The following is a 16,327-nucleotide window of genomic DNA, read 5'->3' as shown; positions in this document are numbered from 1 at the left end:
GTATCAGCGGGGCTTCCTACGACGGCGTTACCGCTGGCTGAAGGTCAACGGCAATCTTCACGCCCCGCTTCTGTGCGTTAGCAATGTCTTCAAGCTTGCGTCCGGCAACCTCAGCCTGCCCGGCAAGGTCATCCTCGCGAAGTGATCTCGATGTGCCGGTCTGCCGAGTACCATCGCCGGCATCACCTGTCGCTTTGCTGCTCCGTAGGCGCCGGAACTTGTCGGTAATCATTCGCGTTCTCTTTGGCAGGAGCCCTTACTTTCTCAGGAGCCTTGTCAATGAGGAAAATCGCGGTGCGGTCTTCCGCCAGTGTCCCCCTCTATCGTGGACCGGTCACGTTCATGATTTTGGATTGTTGCAACCAAAAAATTATCTCGGACTAGAACTCGATGTCGAGATTGTCCTCATGATCGTGATGGCCTGGAAGCTCGGGCGGCGGCGGCCCGGGAACCTCTGCCACCATCGCCTCCGTCATGATCATGAGACCGGCCACGGACGCAGCGCCCTGAAGCGCCGCGCGCACCGCCTTGACGGGGTCGATGATACCCGCTGCAATCATGTCGCCGAATGCACTCTTCTGGGCGTCATAGCCGTAGGCAAAATCATCCTCTTCGAGAATTCTCGCTGCGACGACCGATCCGTCCTCGCCAGAATTGGCCGCAATCTGCTGTGCCGGCCAGCGTATTGCCTCCGCGACGACGCGGATGCCCGCCTGCTGGTCGGGGTGATCGACCTTGAGCGCCCCGAGTACTTTTCCTGCCCGCAGAAGCGCGGTGCCGCCGCCCGGCAGGATACCCTCCTCGATCGCAGCGCGGGCCGCATGGACGGCGTTCCGAATGCGATCCTTCTTCTCCCTGAGCTCGATCTCGCTCGTTCCGCCGACCCGGATCACGGCAATCCCGCTCGAAAGCCGCGCCAGCCGTTCCTCAAGCTTGTCCCGGTCGTAGTCGGAGTCGGACTGTTCGAGCTGACGCTTGATGGCGGCGATGCCGGTCTCGATATCCGCCGGTCGACCGCCCCCTTCCACGATCGTCGTGTTTTGCTTGTCGACTGTAATCTTCCGCGCGCGGCCGAGAACATCGAGCGGCACGGTCTCGATCTTCAGACCGAGATCCTCTGAGATCACCGTACCGCCCGTCAGCAGCGCAATATCCTGCAGGATCGCCCTGCGGAGCTCGCCGTAGGCGGGCGCCTTGACCGCTGCCACCTTGAGGCTGCCGCGCAGCTTGTTGACCACGAGCGCTGCCCTGACTTCGGCCTCGACATCTTCGGCGATGACGAGAAGAGGTTTGCCGGTCTGCACGACCTTTTCCAGGAGTGGCAGCACTTCGCCGAGGCTCGCCAGCTTCTTTTCGCTGATAAGGACGTAGGCGTCCTCGAACTCCACCCGCGTCCGCTCTCGGTTGGTAGTAAAATGCGGGGAGGTGTAACTGCGGTCGAACTGGATGCCAGTGACGATCTCGATCTCGGTTTCGAGAGTCCTTCCTTCCTCGACTGTGATCACGCCATTGCTGCCGACCCTTGCCATGGCTTCGGCGATCATGCGGCCGATTTCTGTGTCGCCGTTTGCCGCGATCGTGGAGATCTGGGCTATCTCCGCATTCGAGGTTACGGCTCTTGCATTCTGCTTCAGCACCGCCGCGACGGCCTCGACCGCGCGATCGATGCCGCGCTTCAAGTCCATGGGATTCATGCCGGCCGCCACTGCCCGCACGCCGCCTCTGATGATCGCATCGGCGAGCACGACCGCCGTCGTGGTGCCGTCGCCGGTCAGATAGGAGGTTCTGACCGCAACTTGCCGGAGCAACCGGACGGCCATGTCCTCGAACCTGTCTTGAAGCTCGACCTCCCTTGCAACGGTCAACCCGTCCTTGGTGATTTTCGCACCGAAGGACCGGGCGATTGCGACGTTGCGCCCCCGCGGCCCAAGTGTGACGCTGACGGCCCGTCCGAGCGTATCCACGCCGTTTAACATGCTGTCTCGCGCCTCGAAGGCGAATTTGATGTCTTTGGCCGTCATGGCCTTCCTCCCAAGAGTTGCCGCCTCACTCCGCGGCCTGAGCAGTATTGGCGTATCGTAATCCGAGCCGCTTCCAGCCGCCGGCCAGGGCCGCTACAAGCTGACCGATCATGATGTCGTCGTGGCAAGGCGACGGCGTGATGCGCAGTCGCTCGGTTCCCCTGGCGACGGTCGGATAGTTGATCGGCTGGATGTAGATGCCGTACTCTCCGAGCAGCAGGTCGCTCACCGCCTTGCACTTTGCCGGATCGCCGACCCAAACGGGAACGATGTGGCTGTCGCTTGGCATGACCGGCAGCCTTGCCGAAATCAGTTCGGCCTTGACGCGCCGAACGCGCTCCTGGTGGCTTTGACGCTCCGACTGGGAGATCTTCAGGTGGCGGATCGCGGCGGTGGCCGCCGCGCAGATGGGAGGCGGCAAAGCCGTCGTGAAAATGAAACCGGGCGCGTAGGAGCGCACGGCGTCGATGAGATCGCTGTCGCCGACGATATAGCCGCCGAGACAGCCGAAAGCCTTGGCCAGCGTACCTTCGATGACGTCGATGCGCTCCATGGCACCGTCGCGTTCGGCAACGCCGCCGCCCCTCGGTCCATACATTCCTACCGCATGCACCTCGTCGAGATAGGTCATGGCATTGTAGCGATCGGCTAGGTCGCAGATACTATGGATCGGTGCGATGTCGCCGTCCATGGAATAGAGGCTTTCAAAGACGATGAGCTTCGGCCGCTCGGGGCCGACGGCCTTCAGCAGTTCCTCGAGGTGTCGCACGTCGTTGTGACGGAAGATCCGTTTCTCCATTCCGGATTGGCGGATACCCGCGATCATGGAATTGTGGTTGAGCGCATCGGACAGGACCAGACAGTCGGGTATGAGCTTGGCGATGGTGGAGATGCCCGTCTGGTTGGACACATAACCCGACGTGAAGACCAGAGCCGTATCCTTGTCGTGTAGATCCGCGAGTTCGGCTTCCAGTTCGACGAGCGGATGGTTTGTCCCGGAAATATTGCGGGTACCGCCCGCACCTGTCCCGTGACGTCGCGCCGTGTCGATCATGGCTTCGATCACCTTGGGATGTTGCCCCATGCCGAGATAATCGTTGGAGCACCAGATGACGACCTCCCGCGGTCCCGACGGGGAGCGCCAGATGGCGAAGGGAAAACGCCCCGCGATCCGCTCCAGATCGGTAAAGACGCGGTATCGCTGCTCGGCATGGAGTCGTGATATGGCGGCGCGGAAGTACTGGCCATACCGCCCAGTCCCCTTTTTCCCACCCTTCCTGAAGGTCATGTCCCTCCTCCTCGCCGTCGTCGCTCAGCCTCGGTTGCGAGCCTCCGTCATCAGATGACGCAAGATGGCCGCGATGGCGTCCCCCGGCGTGTCAGCCGACACGCCCCGTACGAACTTTCCCTCCGGCGACATTATGTAGATGTATGTGCTGTGATCGATGAGATAGTCGTCCCGACCTGGTCCGGTGCGGTGCCACTCGCTATAGACGCCGTACGCTTGCGATATTGCTGCGATCTGCTCCGGCGTTCCCGAGAGTCCGACAATCCGCTTGTCGATTTCTTCGGTATACTCGCCCATTACTTTGGGAGTATCGCGCTCCGGATCGACCGTGATGAAGATCGGCTGCACCCGTTTCGCCTCGGGGCCGAGCAGATCGAGCGCCACGGCAATCTGGCCCAGCGTCGTCGGACAGGTGTCGGGACAGAAGGTGTAGCCGAAGAACACCAGCATCCACTTCCCGCGGAAGCTTTTGTCGGTGACGATCGTGCCATTCGGCGCAGCAAGGCTGAACCGCCCGCCGACCGTTGCCGGCGTGGCGGCATGAGCAGGCATAGTCTCCAGAAGCGGCGCGGCCGTAGGGATCAACCCAGCGAAGAGAAGGCGCAGGAGAGTTGCCGCTTGATGGTACGCTTTTCGCCGAGCCATGTGGTGTGCCTCCCTCGTCGCGCGACGTTGCCGCTGAGGCCATGCTGGCCGCGATGGAACACGATGCTTAGCAATACCGGCGGAGCCGGTCATTGTGTAAGATGCGCCTGCGGCGACTGGAGTGAGCTTTGGTAGCGGGCGAGCTTAGATCGACGCACTCGCTCTATATCGCCGAAATAGCATTTTCAGCTTGATATTAGAGACGTCTTAAACGAAAATGCAATCTTTCCTTTTTAGGAAGGGAGGAATGTTGTGCGAACGCATCAATTCTTCTCCGGATGTCTTGCAATCGCCGCAACGACAATGATCGCCCCGCCTGCGCAATCCTACGACGTGAGCGCCGTTACAGGCGGTGGGTCGATCGAGGGTGTTGTCGTCTATAACGGCAACGTCCCGATGAAAAAGATCATCCCCACCAAAGACGTCGAGGTCTGCGGAACTCCACGCGACGAACCGTTGATCCGGCTTGGCGACGGCAAAGCCGTTGAAAGCGCGGTTGTATATCTGGTCGACGTGTCATCTGGCAAAGAATGGCCACCGGCGGGCAAGACCCCCGAACTCGATAATGAAAAATGCCGCTTCGAACCGGAAGTGCAGGTTATCCCGGCAGGCCCGCTGAATGTCGTGAACTCCGATCCCGTGTTGCATAATACGCATGGCTACTATGGCAAGCGCACGGCGTTCAACCTTGCCTTGCCGAACAAAGGCCAGACCATTCCCACCGAATTGCCCCGACCCGGAACGGTACGCATCGACTGCGACGCGCATGGCTGGATGGAAGGCTGGATTTACGTCGCCGACAATCCCTACTACTCAGTCACGGGGAGCGATGGCAAGTTCTCGATCACCGACGTTCCGCCTGGCGACTACAAACTCGTGGCCGTGCAGCCCTTCACCGGGCCTATGGAAATGTCTGTCAGCGTTGAGGGTGGCAAAGCCACGACGCTCGATATCGAGCTTAAGAAACAGTAGTACGAAGTAAAGAGTACAAAAAAGAACAAGAAAAGTACTGACGTGGCCCAACGCGCCACTTCTGCCTATGTGGGGGCCGAGTTCTTCTTTCGACCCGAGAGGAGGAACCGTCATGTCTGACGAACTGGATCGCATTCGTCGCGAAATGCATTCCGTACTTCAACCCGAGGGAGTTCGGCCCGACGACTCACTGAAAATTACCCGCCGCACCTTCATTCACGGCTCGTTGATATTCGGCGCAGCAACTGTCGGCGAGGCCTTCGCGTGGTGGCCGCTGCTCAACACGCTCGATATCGCACATGCAAACGACGCGGCCTTCAAATTTGCCTGGATCTCCGACACCCATCTCTACCCAAGATCCCTGAACACACGCTTCGTCGACAAGGTCGTGCGTGCAGCGCAGGAAGTTCAGGCAATGGATCCACCCGCAGATTTCCTGATCTTCGGTGGCGATCTCGCCCAGCTCGGAAAGATCGAGGAGCTCGAACTCGGCGTCGATCTTCTGAAAGAGATCAATATCCCGAAACACTACATCCCTGGCGAGCACGACTGGTACCTCGACATGGGCAAGAAGTGGGGTGAGCTGTTTGGCCAACCCAACTGGACCTTCGACCACAAGGGCGTGCGCTTCATCGGGCTCGACACGGTCAGCCGCGGACCGGACTACTGGACCGCCAAGAACATGACCCCCGAGGAACGCATGGGTCACATGGCCACGCTCGACGGCACGGTCGCCGGTCCCTGGGCCGGTGTTGGCCGCGATCAGCTCGACTGGATGGAAAAGACCTTGGCCGATTGGGACAAGGCGATGCCCGTCGTCATCTTCAGCCACAACCCCCTGTACGAGTATTATCCGCCGTGGAATTTCTGGGTTCGAGACTGGCGCGAGGTCCATGAGGTGCTGAGCCCCTACACGAAGGTGACCAACATTCACGGTCATGTGCACCAGGTGCTCTACAACGAAATCGGGACCTTCAGGTCAATTGGCATGCTGGCGACGTCATGGCCTTGGCCCTATGCGCCGGAAGGCTTGCCGAAGCTGACCAAGCCGATGATCCGCGTCGACCCCGGCGATCCCTTCGACGGCGTCGGCTGGAGCAAGATCGACGTCAGCGCCAGCGACGATGTCGAAACAGAATACGTCATGTGGGGCCGCAAGGAAGTCTTCGTGCAGTCGCCGGAGGATCACGACAAGAATGTCTCGGAGATCATCCGACCGCGGATCGCCGACAATATGTGGCCCTATTGAAGGAGGAATGGTCATGAAATCCAAGCCCTCATTCCTCGGCCTTCTGCAGTATTCCGCCATAGCCGGAGGGGTTATCGTCGTCGCCATCCTCGCCGGACCGACCAGGGCCCACAAGGACCCGGTGACGCCGGCGCAACTCAAGGTGTATCAGGAAGTGTTCATGGAAGAGGTCCGGAAGGGCGACCTCCTCTTCCACGGCGACACGGCGACCGCCGAGGCAATGGGCGTTGCCGATGACCTCTCAAAAACCGGCATGGCATGCGCGATGTGCCATCCGATGGCCTCCGACACCCACCCGCAGTCCTTCCCGAAGTTCCAGGCACAGATGGCCAAGTTCGCGACCCTGCGCGACATGATCAACTGGTGCATCGAGAAGCCGAACCAGGGTGTGAAGATCGATCCGGAATCCGACGCGATGAAGGCACTCGAAGCATACATTACCTGGTCGAACGGCGGTTCGGTGCTGCAGCCGGGCAAGTTTTAGAAAATGGCCCGCAAGCCAAATCGGCTTGAGGAGTCTTGCACGAATTCGACGTGTAGCCGCGCCCTTTTGCGTGCCGAGCCGCCCGCACGCGCGGCACGCGTGATTTGCTCTGGCGACACGTCAGCTTGACCGAGAGCCGATATCGGCGCCCACGCAATCGCTGGAGCTCAGGCTTGTTTGAATACCTTGCGACGACGCAGGGTCGGCATGGTCAGTGGAGGCATGTCTTGGCAGAGACGGGCACCGTATTGCGCGGCAAGTTCGCCGGCGTCGAGTTGGACGCCTTGGTTGACTGGCCGGTTGTGCGCGTCTGGCTCTATTGGGGCATGTTCTGGCTGATGGTGACGCCGTCGGTCGGCGTGGCCATTTCGGGTCTCTTCACCTTTCCGGACTATCTCGGTACTGGCAATCTCGAACTGACCTTCGGGCGGCTGCGCCCCGTGCATGTCAACGGCGTCATCTTCGGCGCCTTCTCAGCGCTCTTCATCGGCGAATGCTACTACCTGGTGCCCCGCCTTTGCGGCGTGCGGGTGCCGTGGCCGCGATTAGGCGTGCCGATGGCCTGGCTCTGGAATGTCGTCCTCGCGGCTGCCCTCATCTCGCTCACCGTCGGTGAAAATCACGGGCTAGAGGCCGGGGAGCTCCCGCTCTTTGCCGAAATTCCGATCTTCGCCGTTGTGGCGACCGTCACCGCGCAATTCCTGACCACCATCTCGCAGCGGCTGGAGCCGCCGCTCTACGTCGCACTCTGGTACCTGATCGGCGCATTCGTGTGGACCACCATGAATCTCGTGCTCGGCAGCTTCATCCTTCCCTACACGATCACGGGTATCAACAGCGCCGCGTTTCACGGGCTTTATATTCACTACATCGTCGGCCTGTGGCTGACGCCCGCCGGCTATGTGCTGATCTATTTTTTCCTCCCACTCAGTGCCCGCAATCCGCTTTTTTCCCACAAGCTCTCGCTGGTCGGCTTCTGGTCTCTGGCGCTCTTCTATCCGTTCGTCGGCATCCACCACTATCTCTTCAGCCCGATCGCCGACTGGGCCGAAACGATCGCGATCGTCACCTCGATGCTGCTGATCATTCCCGTGTGGACCGTCTTGGTGAACTTCTTCGGCACCATGATGGGCAAATGGCATGAATTCGGCAGAAACCTGCCTGCCAAGTTTCTGATCACGGGCTCGATCATGTATCTCATCGGCTGCTTCCAGGGCTCCACAGAGGCATTGCGCAGCTTGCAGCAGCCAACCCATTTCACCGATTTTGTCATCTCGCACTCGCATCTGACCGTATTCGGTACTTTCGTGGTCTGGGCGATGGGCGGTCTGATCTATGTCTGGCCACGAGTCTGGGGCCGTGAGCTGTGGTCGTTCCGAATGGGGAACTGGTCCTTCTGGCTAATCACGGTCGGCATTTCCACCATGGGGCTGGTGCTGACCGCGGGCGGCCTGCAGCAAGGCTTCCAATGGATGAGCGGCGTCGAATGGCTGGATTCGCTGGTTCCGATGAAGCCTTACTGGTTCGTCCGCACCCTTTCCGGCATCAGCATGGATGTCGGTATGTCGCTGCTCGTCATCAATCTGATGCTGACCGCGCTCGCCCAGCCCAGCACTGAACGGCAGACTGTCTTGCCGCCTGGGACGCAGCCTACCGGGGAGCCGGCCGAATGACTGCGCGATTCGTAGCCCTGGTGGCGGGGATCGGGTTCTTCTTTCTTGCCGTCATCACACAAGGGATCCTGCCCTTCTTCGAGCCGTCGTCGCGTACGACGACGGTCACGTCGGTCGTGCGGACCGGTCTCGGACAGCTCAAATGGATGGTCACGCAGGCCACCGAATACACCCCGCTGCAAAAGCAGGGCCGCGCCGTCTATCTGCGTGAAGGCTGCTGGTACTGCCACTCCCAGTTCGTTCGTCCAGTCACCGGCGAGACGCGCCGCTGGGGTCCCGTGACGGAATCCGGCGAGTACGCCTATGACGTGCCGCACCTGTTCGGCACGCGGCGTATCGGGCCCGACCTGATGCGGGTGGGACTGAAATTCGGCGACGAGTGGCATCTGGCGCATTTCTGGGATCCGCGAATGCTCTCGCCCGACTCGATCATGGCTCCCTATCGCGGCCTGTTCGATACGCCGGCTGACGCGATCCGGATCATCGACGACGGCGCTGGAAGCCGGACCCTGGAAAGGACACCGGCGAGCGAAACGCTGTTCGACTTCGATAGCGAGACCCGAATTTCCCTGACGCCGAATGCGGACGGCCTGCTCTTCGTGCCTCTGACGGCACGCGACAAGAAGCCGCTGATCCTCATCCCCGACGAGGAGTTTGGCGGCGAAGCGGTCAGCATTGCCGCCGAAACGCACGAGCTTCACGCCCTCGTCGCCTATATCCAGAAACTTGGCATGCAGCGGGGCAAATGGCGCGATCTGTTCGAACCACAGCATCTGGAAGTCATCGACGTGACCCTGCCGCGCTCGGACGAATGGATCACCTATGGCAAGAATGTCTACGAACGGCGCTGCCTCGGCTGCCATGGTGTCAAAGGCGACGGCAATGGGCCGGCGGCGACCTTCCTCCACAAGCAGCGGCCGCGCGATTTCACCGCCGCCGTGTTCAAGTTCAGGCTGACAAAGGAGCCGCTGCCGACGGACGGCGATTTGCTGCGCACGATCACGCGGGGTGTCCGCGGCACGGCCATGCCAGCCTGGCACGAATTGTCGATCAATGACCGCCTCGCTGTCATTCAATACATCAAGCACGAATTGGCCGTCGACCGTTCCGACCCATCCGCGCCTTACGCTTTCTTCACCGAAGAGCCGCCCGGTCCGCCGCTGATTATTGGCAAGCCGCCAGCGTCTTCCGCGCAATTGCTCGCTCGCGGCGGTGAGATCTGGCAGGTTGCCAAGTGCTGGGAATGCCACGGTCAGGGCGGCAAGGGCGATGGTCAGAAGGCCGCCGGCCTCAAGGATGATCTCGGCTTCCCGATCGTGCCGGCCGATCTCACTAGCGGCCAATTCAAGTCGGGACCGACGGTCGAGGACATCTTCCGGACAATCTCGACCGGCATGAGCGGCACGCCCATGCCCTCCTACCGGGACGCTTTCCCGGATGCCGATCGCTGGGCGCTTTCCTTCTTCGTTCTTTCACTTTCCGCATACAAGGATCCGCTCTCACTCGAACCATTGAACATAACCGATGCCGACCGCAAGGCTCTCGACGATCTCAATTTGGAGGCGGCAACGCCGGACAAGGCCTATGTCCCCGGAGCCGGGGCAACGGTTGGCGAGCGTGAAGGTAGCGCGTCGGGTGCGCGCAAAATCGCTCAGGGAGACTGAATGATGCCCGAATTCGAAATCACCGGACCCTATGTCGGCGCACTGATGATGAGCCTTGGCGCACTCTGCCTTTTCATCTGGGGCGTGTTTTCGGGCGCCTTGAGCAATACTGATGAGGCGTCGAAACAGTTCTACGAGAGGGAAATGGAAAATGAAGGACGTGCACACGAGCAATCCCGAAAACACGAATCCTCACGACGCACCACACCATGACACGGAGGAATATGCCGGCGGGTCCATCGAGTCGCGGCACGGATATATCCCCGTGTGGTTGCTTGTCGTTTATTTCGTCCTCTTCGTCTGGGGGTTGTACTATGCTTATCAGTATTGGGGCGGGCTCGGTCCAGGCCGAATCTAACGCAACATCATCAATCGAGAATAAGGAAACAGGAGTGGGGAAATGTTGGCAGCCAAGATCATCTTAACCGTTGCAATCGCGAACTTGCTCTTTCTGTTCTCCGAACTGACGCTCAACGTTTATCTGAGCTATTTCGACTGACCGGAGGCCCCATGCTTCAGCAAACTGTCTTTTCGTGGGGCGATGCTGGCGCGCTCCAGACTTTGGCTTTCATCGGCGGCGCGGTCTTCCACATCGGCTTCTTCGTTTGGGTGGCCTATCTCGCTTGGAAATAGTCGCTGCTGAACGTCCCTTGCTTCGATGAGCGGCAGAAAGGATGCTGCGATGACTTCCTACCTGGTGCTGTTCTTGGCTGGTTTCGCCGGCAGTTTTCACTGTGTCGGCATGTGCGGGGGCTTTGCCTGCGCCCTCGGCCGCCATCCGTACGGGCCAGGTGCGACGGTCGCGCGGCACCTTCTCTACAACAGCGGCCGGTTGACCAGCTATTGCTTCCTCGGCGCGCTCGCCGGTGCGCTCGGACAGGTGATCTGCACCTCCGGCGATCTTGCCGTGACACCGCCACTGGATGGCTCGATCAATCTTGGGCAACGCATTCTGGCAATCGTTGCCGGACTTCTCATGATCGTCATCGCACTGCAGTTCTTCGGCCTGCTCAAGGGACTTCATCGCGCCACCGCAGGCCTTGGCGGCAACCTGTTCGCCGCGACCCTGCGCAAGGTGCTGCTGGCGCCGGGGTCTGCCGCGCCGCTTGCCTTCGGCGTGTTCAACGGTTTCCTGCCCTGCCCCCTCGTCTATGCGTTCCTGGCGCAGGCGACGAGCACCGCCGGCGCGCTTTCCGGTTTCCTCACTATGGCGGCGTTCGGACTCGGAACCTTCCCGGCGATGTTGATGATGGGCGGCATCGGCGGCGCACTCGGGCCGCTGGCGCGACGGCGCGGTGTCTGGCTCGCCGGCTCATTCATTTTGCTGCTGGGGCTTATGACGCTTGGCCGTGGCGTGCTGCCGGTCAGCGTGTTGCACGGAGATCACCTGATATGAGTGCCCGAGCCGTGACCCTCTGCAGCCATTGCTCGCTGCCGGCCGGTCAGCGAGCCACGCATCAGACGCTTGATGGAGAGGAGCACGCCTTCTGCTGCTACGGCTGCAGGATCGCCTTTGAAGTCAAGCATGGCAGAGGCGAGGAATCGGAGGCGGCATGGCTCCTTGTGCGCCTCGGCGTCGGAGCCTTTCTTTCCATGAACATCATGCTCCTCAGCATCCTTGTTTACACAGGCACCTTCTCCGGCTCTGACGCCTATATGCTTCCGTGGATCCAAACCCTACTGTGGCTGTTTGCCACGCCGGCAGTGTTGATCCTCGGCGGACCGTTCCTGAGCGAGACCTGGTCGCACGCTCTGGAGGGGCGGCTGACTTCCTCCGCGCTCATCGTGATCGGGGTTGCGGCGGCCTATCTCTATTCGGCCGTCGCCGTCCTCGAAGGCAGCACCCATGTCTATTTCGACACCGCTTCCATGGTGCTGGTGCTGTTCACGCTGGGCCGCTATCTCGAGGCTGCAGGCCGCGCCAAGGCGGCCCGAGATCTCGAACCGCTGCTCGCGGCGGAAAACGCGATCGCAACAATCGTCGCTGGCGGCATCGAGACGCGCAGCCCGGTGCGCGAAGTCACGGCTGGCATGATGGTGCGGGTGCGCCCGGGAGAGCGCATTCCCGTCGACGGGGTGGTCGCGGAAGGCGAGTCCAACGTCGACGAAGCGATGATTACCGGTGAAGGGCGGCCGGTTCCGAAAACGACCGGTACACCTGTCATCGCCGGCAGCATCAATTTCGACGGCCCTCTGCTCATCCGAAGCAGCGGCGCCGGCAGCGGTACCCGCTGGGCAGGAATTTGCCGGTCGGTTCGCGATGCGTTGTCACATCAAAGCCAGACCCAGCGCATCGCCGATCGCGTAGTTGCCCTCTCCGTCCCCCTTGTCCTAATCCTGAGCGGATTGACAGTCGCCTATTGGGCGCAATCGCAGCCCTTCGATCGAGCATTGCTCATCGGGCTGGCAGTTCTCGTCGTTGCCTGCCCCTGCGCGGTCGGGATTGCGGCGCCGCTTGCAACCACGCTCGGGATCGGACGGCTGGTGCGGCGGGGCTGCCTTGTCCGAGACCCCGGTGTCATGGAGCAACTGGCCGGCCTGCAATGCATTGCCTTTGACAAGACCGGCACACTGACCATCGGCAGGCCCCGTGTCGTGAGCATCGACACCGATGGAGTGTCGCCCGACGAAGTGCTGTCGAACGCAAGCGGACTGGAGCGGTATTCCGAGCATGCCTTGGCAACGGCCATCGCGACAGCTGCCGCCGCGCGCGGTATCCGGCCGGTTGAAGCGCAGGCTATTTGCGCCGTGCCCGGGCGCGGCATCCGGGGTGCAGTCTGCGGCGAACCTGTCGCTGCCGGCAACGGAGCGCTGATGCGCGATCTCGGATGGCCGCTTTCGCCCGCGTTGCGAGAGCGTGCCCGTATGTTCGAGGCGACGGGCCACTCGCTTGTCCATGTCGGTTGGAACGGCCGCGTGCAAGGCGTACTCTCGCTAGACGACACGCAGCGCCCGGAAGCCCGCGCAACCATCGAGGAACTGAAGAGCCGCGGCCTCCATGTCGCGCTCTTGACCGGTGATCTGGCCGAACCGGCCCGACGCATCGCCGCGACAGTCGGCATAGACGACATCAAAGCCGGTTTGTCGCCGGAGGCGAAGCAGGACGCTCTGAACCGCCTTCGCCACAACCGCGGTAAAGTGGCCATGGTCGGTGACGGCCTCAATGACGGTCCGGTTCTGGCCGATGCCGATGTCGGCATCGCGGTCGGCTCAGCGACCGATCTCGCCCGCGAAACCTCCGCACTTGTGCTGCCCGAAGGCGGACTGTGGCTGCTGCCATGGGTAATCGAGATGGCCTGTGCGGTTCGCCGAACCATTCTCACCAATCTTCTTTGGGCCTTCGGCTACAACCTCGTCGCGCTGACGGCGGCCGCGCTCGGGCTGCTACAGCCGATCCTCGCTGCCGCAGTCATGGCCGGTTCGAGCGTTCTCGTCGTGATGAATTCCTTGAGGCTGCAACGTGTGCCGCATCCCGATCCGTCATATCTCTCACTTCGTGGAATTCCCGTGGACGATCAGGAAGCTCACCACATTGATCAGCCGAACACGTCCGCGGTGAAGGCCGAATACCAGCCGACGGCCTGATGGGCTGTTCGGCGGCGGACGTCCGCACTCTCCCCCACCTTGCTGATGAACATCTTGATGGTCCTTATGCTTCCGTCCTCGGGAGCGAAGGTGATGGCATTGGTGAAGGCATCGTCTGGCGCCAGGAATGTGTAGCACGAATTGAACAGACGCGGAGGAAAGTGGGGCGAGCCCGTAAGCGAAGCCGCGATAGCGAAGGCACATGCCTTGGCCTGACTATTGGCGGAGAAGGCGGATTTCGGCATGTCGCCGCCAACGATCGCGTCACCCACGACATGAATGCCGGGTTGCAACGTAGACTCGAAGGTCGCCGGATCGACCGGACACCAGCCGGTGCTATCTGTAAGGCCCGCCCTTTCAGCGATAAGCCCGGCCTTCTGCGGCGGAATGACATTGGCAACGGCCGCCTTAAACGTCTGGTTTTCCGTCACGACAGAACACGTCGCCGCATGTACGGCTTTGGTTCTCCCTATGAACTGCGCCGGCAGCCATTCGATCATGCCCGGATAATGGCGTGACCAGGCGTCCTGGAACAGTTCCTGACCCGAAAACTGGTCCTTCGCGTCGAGAATGAGTATCTTCGACTTCGGTTTGAACTGCTTGAAATAGTAGGCTACCAGCGAGGCCCGCTCATAGGGGGCCGGCGGGCAGCGGAACGGATTTGCAGGCGCAGCTATAACGAACACGCCACCATCCTCCATGCTTTCGAGTTGCCGGCGCAGCACCTCGCTCTGAGGTCCGGCATTCCAGGCATGCGGCATGATCTTGGCTGCCGCCTCGTCATAGCCGCCGATCTCGCCGAAATTGAAGGCGATCCCCGGAGCGAGCACGAGCCGGTCATAGGTCAGCCTCTCGCCACTCTGAAGTTCGACGGTGCTGCTGGCGGGATCGATGGCAGTTGCAGCCTTCTGTATCATCGTAACGCCATGGCGCTCGGCCAAAGCCTCAAAGCCGAAGGTCAGCGAGGCGAGCGAGCGAAGACCGGCGAGGTAAAGATTGCTGAAGAAGCAGGTGACATGGTTCGGCTTCGGCTCGATCAGGGTCACGTCGAGCGTCTTCAGTCCGGCGAGGTACCGGGCGACCGTCGCGCCACCAATGCCGCCGCCGATCACGACGACTCTTGGCCGGCTCCGGCCGCGCGCGACATGCGGCGCAACCGCGGCCATGAGAGCCCCTCCCGCCAGGGCGCAGACCCGGCGCCGCGTCCAGTCTGTCATTGTTGTCCCCCGTCGTTCGCTTTTTCGGCAAGATAGCGCGCCACGGCCGCCAGTTCCCTGTCGCTAAGCGACAGGGCGACGGCGTGCATCACGTGGCTCGGACGTGCGCTTGCCCGAAAGGCAAGCATGGCATTAATTATGGCCTGTTCGTCGAGCGCCGTGATCGAGGGAATGGACTGTCCTCGCTTGTCCGGATCATGACAGGATGCGCAGGTGGCGGCGATCTGAGCGCCCTCGCTGACCTGTGCAGCAGCCTGGTCGGCAGGCAAGAGGGGCGTGACCACAAGGAACAATCCCAGGATATGGCGAGTCTCGAAAGCGATGGCCTTCGCAAGGGGCGGTGCCGCGGTCGACGGTTTGCACACCATTTCAGGTGACCACTATATCGTGCTTTAGAGAATAGACAGCGCCGCCGTCTTCCTCCCAGATGAACTCCATGCGCCCGCTTTCCGTCGCGAGCAGCGAGAATTCGAAAAAGGGATTGGCTGCGACCGCCTCGTGCAGGTCGACGCTGAACACCACGACGCCACCATAGCGACAGATGAATCTATTGATGATCTTGCGCGGGATCACCTCGCCCTCGCTGTCTGTCCGCAGCCCCGTTTCCATCTCGTGCTGAATGATGGTCTTGACCGGAATGACTTCGCCTTTGGCGGCCGTGCCGGGAACCATTACACGGGGTATCGGCGTCATTACGCTTGCCTCCTTCCCTCCTGTCAGCGGCAACCATTTGTGGCGACGCTGATCCAGCTCTTGGCCATGAGCAACCTGCCGTCACTCATTTCAGCGAGCGCCACCACGTATTGCGGCCCGGCAAGGCGAATTCGGGTCGAAACGCGGGCAAGGCAGCGCCGGGGTGAGAAATGGAACTGCGCTACCTCGATGAACGGGTTCTCCGGCGCGAAGACGCGGATCGACTTTACGTGGTCAGTCTCTGTCATGGCACTGTCCACCTGGATATCCATGGGCACGGTATAGCCTGTCGAAAATTCAGAGGGCATCACCAGATGAAGCCGGTTCGAAGCGCTAGCCTTCCGCCCCGTCATTCTCTCCACGAAGTCGAGGGCATCATCTCCGGCACGCGCGTGCCGGACCCCCAATAATGCAAGCACCCATGCTGCACTCCCGAATATGCCGGTCGTGAGCATTTGGCGGCGCGTCAATCTCATCGTCCGGTCTCCGGCACCGTTGGATTAGCGTTCGTCCAAAAGCAGAGGCAGCGTGACCAGTCTCTTGCGGAACGCTTCGTTCCCCGCCGCGGGGGCTAATGACGAGCCACGGTCTCTTCGAGGTTCCGAAACGGTCACCTCCGCACGTTTCCTGGAAGAGTACACCTTGTCCTATGGCGCGTAAATGTTTCATTGTGCTTGCTTCCGGTTGAACGAACGGGAACTCGGCATCGTCGTAACTTGCTTAAACTCTGTCAGGATGCCCGATCGGATCCCGTGCCAAGCAGCTCGTCGAGCTTTGCCTGCTCCTCCGCCGTCAGGCGGCTGCCGGTCGGCTTGCCGGCCCGCCGCCGCGCAAAG

17 protein-coding genes and 1 pseudogene are annotated in these 16,327 nt (G+C 61.2%); 9 read left to right on the top strand and 9 right to left on the bottom strand.

What is annotated here, in order from left to right:
- Window positions 1-16 precede the first annotated feature (16 nt).
- From BN1800_RS42625 to BN1800_RS22315, 4 genes are all read right to left on the bottom strand, one after another.
- Window positions 17-232, bottom strand: coding sequence for a hypothetical protein (locus BN1800_RS42625; protein WP_244564600.1), 216 nt, complete (start codon window positions 230-232; stop codon window positions 17-19).
- 148 nt (window positions 233-380) lie between these two features.
- Window positions 381-2,021: a chaperonin GroEL gene (gene groL, locus BN1800_RS22325; RefSeq protein ID WP_087001175.1), complete on the bottom strand. Its 1,641-nt coding sequence runs from the start codon at window positions 2,019-2,021 to the stop codon at window positions 381-383.
- Window positions 2,022-2,046: 25 nt separating this feature from the next.
- The gene (gene hemA, locus BN1800_RS22320; protein ID WP_087001173.1) at window positions 2,047-3,309 is read right to left on the bottom strand and encodes a 5-aminolevulinate synthase; all 1,263 of its coding nucleotides are present in this window, start codon (window positions 3,307-3,309) and stop codon (window positions 2,047-2,049) included.
- A gap of 24 nt (window positions 3,310-3,333) precedes the next feature.
- Complete coding sequence (locus BN1800_RS22315) at window positions 3,334-3,954, bottom strand: SCO family protein (protein WP_087001171.1); 621 nt, start codon at window positions 3,952-3,954, stop codon at window positions 3,334-3,336.
- Between the two features lie 252 nt (window positions 3,955-4,206).
- Here BN1800_RS22315 and BN1800_RS22310 point away from each other — a divergent pair, with 252 nt between their 5' ends.
- From BN1800_RS22310 to BN1800_RS22270, 9 genes are all read left to right on the top strand, one after another.
- The gene (locus BN1800_RS22310; protein WP_087001169.1) at window positions 4,207-4,926 is read left to right on the top strand and encodes a carboxypeptidase regulatory-like domain-containing protein; all 720 of its coding nucleotides are present in this window, start codon (window positions 4,207-4,209) and stop codon (window positions 4,924-4,926) included.
- 112 nt (window positions 4,927-5,038) lie between these two features.
- Window positions 5,039-6,175, top strand: a complete 1,137-nt coding sequence (locus BN1800_RS22305; protein ID WP_087001167.1) for a metallophosphoesterase family protein — start codon at window positions 5,039-5,041, stop codon at window positions 6,173-6,175.
- A gap of 13 nt (window positions 6,176-6,188) precedes the next feature.
- Window positions 6,189-6,659: a hypothetical protein gene (locus BN1800_RS22300; protein ID WP_087001165.1), complete on the top strand. Its 471-nt coding sequence runs from the start codon at window positions 6,189-6,191 to the stop codon at window positions 6,657-6,659.
- A 227-nt stretch (window positions 6,660-6,886) separates the two neighbouring features.
- Window positions 6,887-8,332, top strand: coding sequence for a cbb3-type cytochrome c oxidase subunit I (locus tag BN1800_RS22295; protein WP_087001163.1), 1,446 nt, complete (start codon window positions 6,887-6,889; stop codon window positions 8,330-8,332).
- Complete coding sequence (locus BN1800_RS22290) at window positions 8,329-9,996, top strand: cbb3-type cytochrome c oxidase subunit II (protein ID WP_087001161.1); 1,668 nt, start codon at window positions 8,329-8,331, stop codon at window positions 9,994-9,996. The genes BN1800_RS22295 and BN1800_RS22290 overlap by 4 nt, the downstream gene beginning before the upstream one ends.
- Entirely contained in the window at window positions 9,997-10,209 is a 213-nt protein-coding gene (locus BN1800_RS22285; RefSeq protein WP_244564599.1) for a hypothetical protein, read from the top strand. It begins immediately after the preceding gene.
- Between the two features lie 297 nt (window positions 10,210-10,506).
- A complete protein-coding gene (locus BN1800_RS43470; protein WP_280173968.1) occupies window positions 10,507-10,629 on the top strand; it encodes a hypothetical protein in 123 nt (40 codons plus the stop codon).
- 49 nt (window positions 10,630-10,678) lie between these two features.
- Window positions 10,679-11,392 carry a sulfite exporter TauE/SafE family protein gene (locus BN1800_RS22275; RefSeq protein WP_087001246.1) on the top strand — a complete coding sequence of 238 codons (714 nt, stop codon included), beginning with the start codon at window positions 10,679-10,681 and terminating at the stop codon, window positions 11,390-11,392.
- Window positions 11,389-13,581: a heavy metal translocating P-type ATPase gene (locus BN1800_RS22270; RefSeq protein WP_087001157.1), complete on the top strand. Its 2,193-nt coding sequence runs from the start codon at window positions 11,389-11,391 to the stop codon at window positions 13,579-13,581. Before BN1800_RS22275 ends, BN1800_RS22270 begins: the two co-directional genes overlap by 4 nt.
- Here the strand turns inward: BN1800_RS22270 and BN1800_RS22265 are convergent.
- The 5 genes and pseudogenes from BN1800_RS22265 to BN1800_RS42620 form a co-directional block, all read right to left on the bottom strand.
- Window positions 13,533-14,798 carry an NAD(P)/FAD-dependent oxidoreductase gene (locus BN1800_RS22265; protein ID WP_087001155.1) on the bottom strand — a complete coding sequence of 422 codons (1,266 nt, stop codon included), beginning with the start codon at window positions 14,796-14,798 and terminating at the stop codon, window positions 13,533-13,535. The genes BN1800_RS22270 and BN1800_RS22265 overlap by 49 nt on opposite strands.
- A complete protein-coding gene (locus BN1800_RS22260; RefSeq protein WP_087001153.1) occupies window positions 14,795-15,166 on the bottom strand; it encodes a c-type cytochrome in 372 nt (123 codons plus the stop codon). The genes BN1800_RS22265 and BN1800_RS22260 overlap by 4 nt, the downstream gene beginning before the upstream one ends.
- 1 nt (window position 15,167) lies before the next feature.
- A complete protein-coding gene (soxZ, locus tag BN1800_RS22255) occupies window positions 15,168-15,470 on the bottom strand; it encodes a thiosulfate oxidation carrier complex protein SoxZ (protein WP_087001151.1) in 303 nt (100 codons plus the stop codon).
- A gap of 44 nt (window positions 15,471-15,514) precedes the next feature.
- Complete coding sequence (locus tag BN1800_RS22250; RefSeq protein ID WP_087001149.1) at window positions 15,515-15,967, bottom strand: thiosulfate oxidation carrier protein SoxY; 453 nt, start codon at window positions 15,965-15,967, stop codon at window positions 15,515-15,517.
- Window positions 15,968-16,221: 254 nt separating this feature from the next.
- Window positions 16,222-16,327, bottom strand: a pseudogene (locus tag BN1800_RS42620) (cytochrome c-type biogenesis protein CcmH); the annotation flags it as partial.

The organism is Rhizobium sullae (genome assembly GCF_900169785.1).
Taxonomy (GTDB): Bacteria; Pseudomonadota; Alphaproteobacteria; order Rhizobiales; family Rhizobiaceae; genus Rhizobium; species Rhizobium sullae.
The sequence above is the reverse complement of the archived record's forward strand: the minus strand, read 5'-3'. Positions and strand labels throughout refer to the sequence as shown.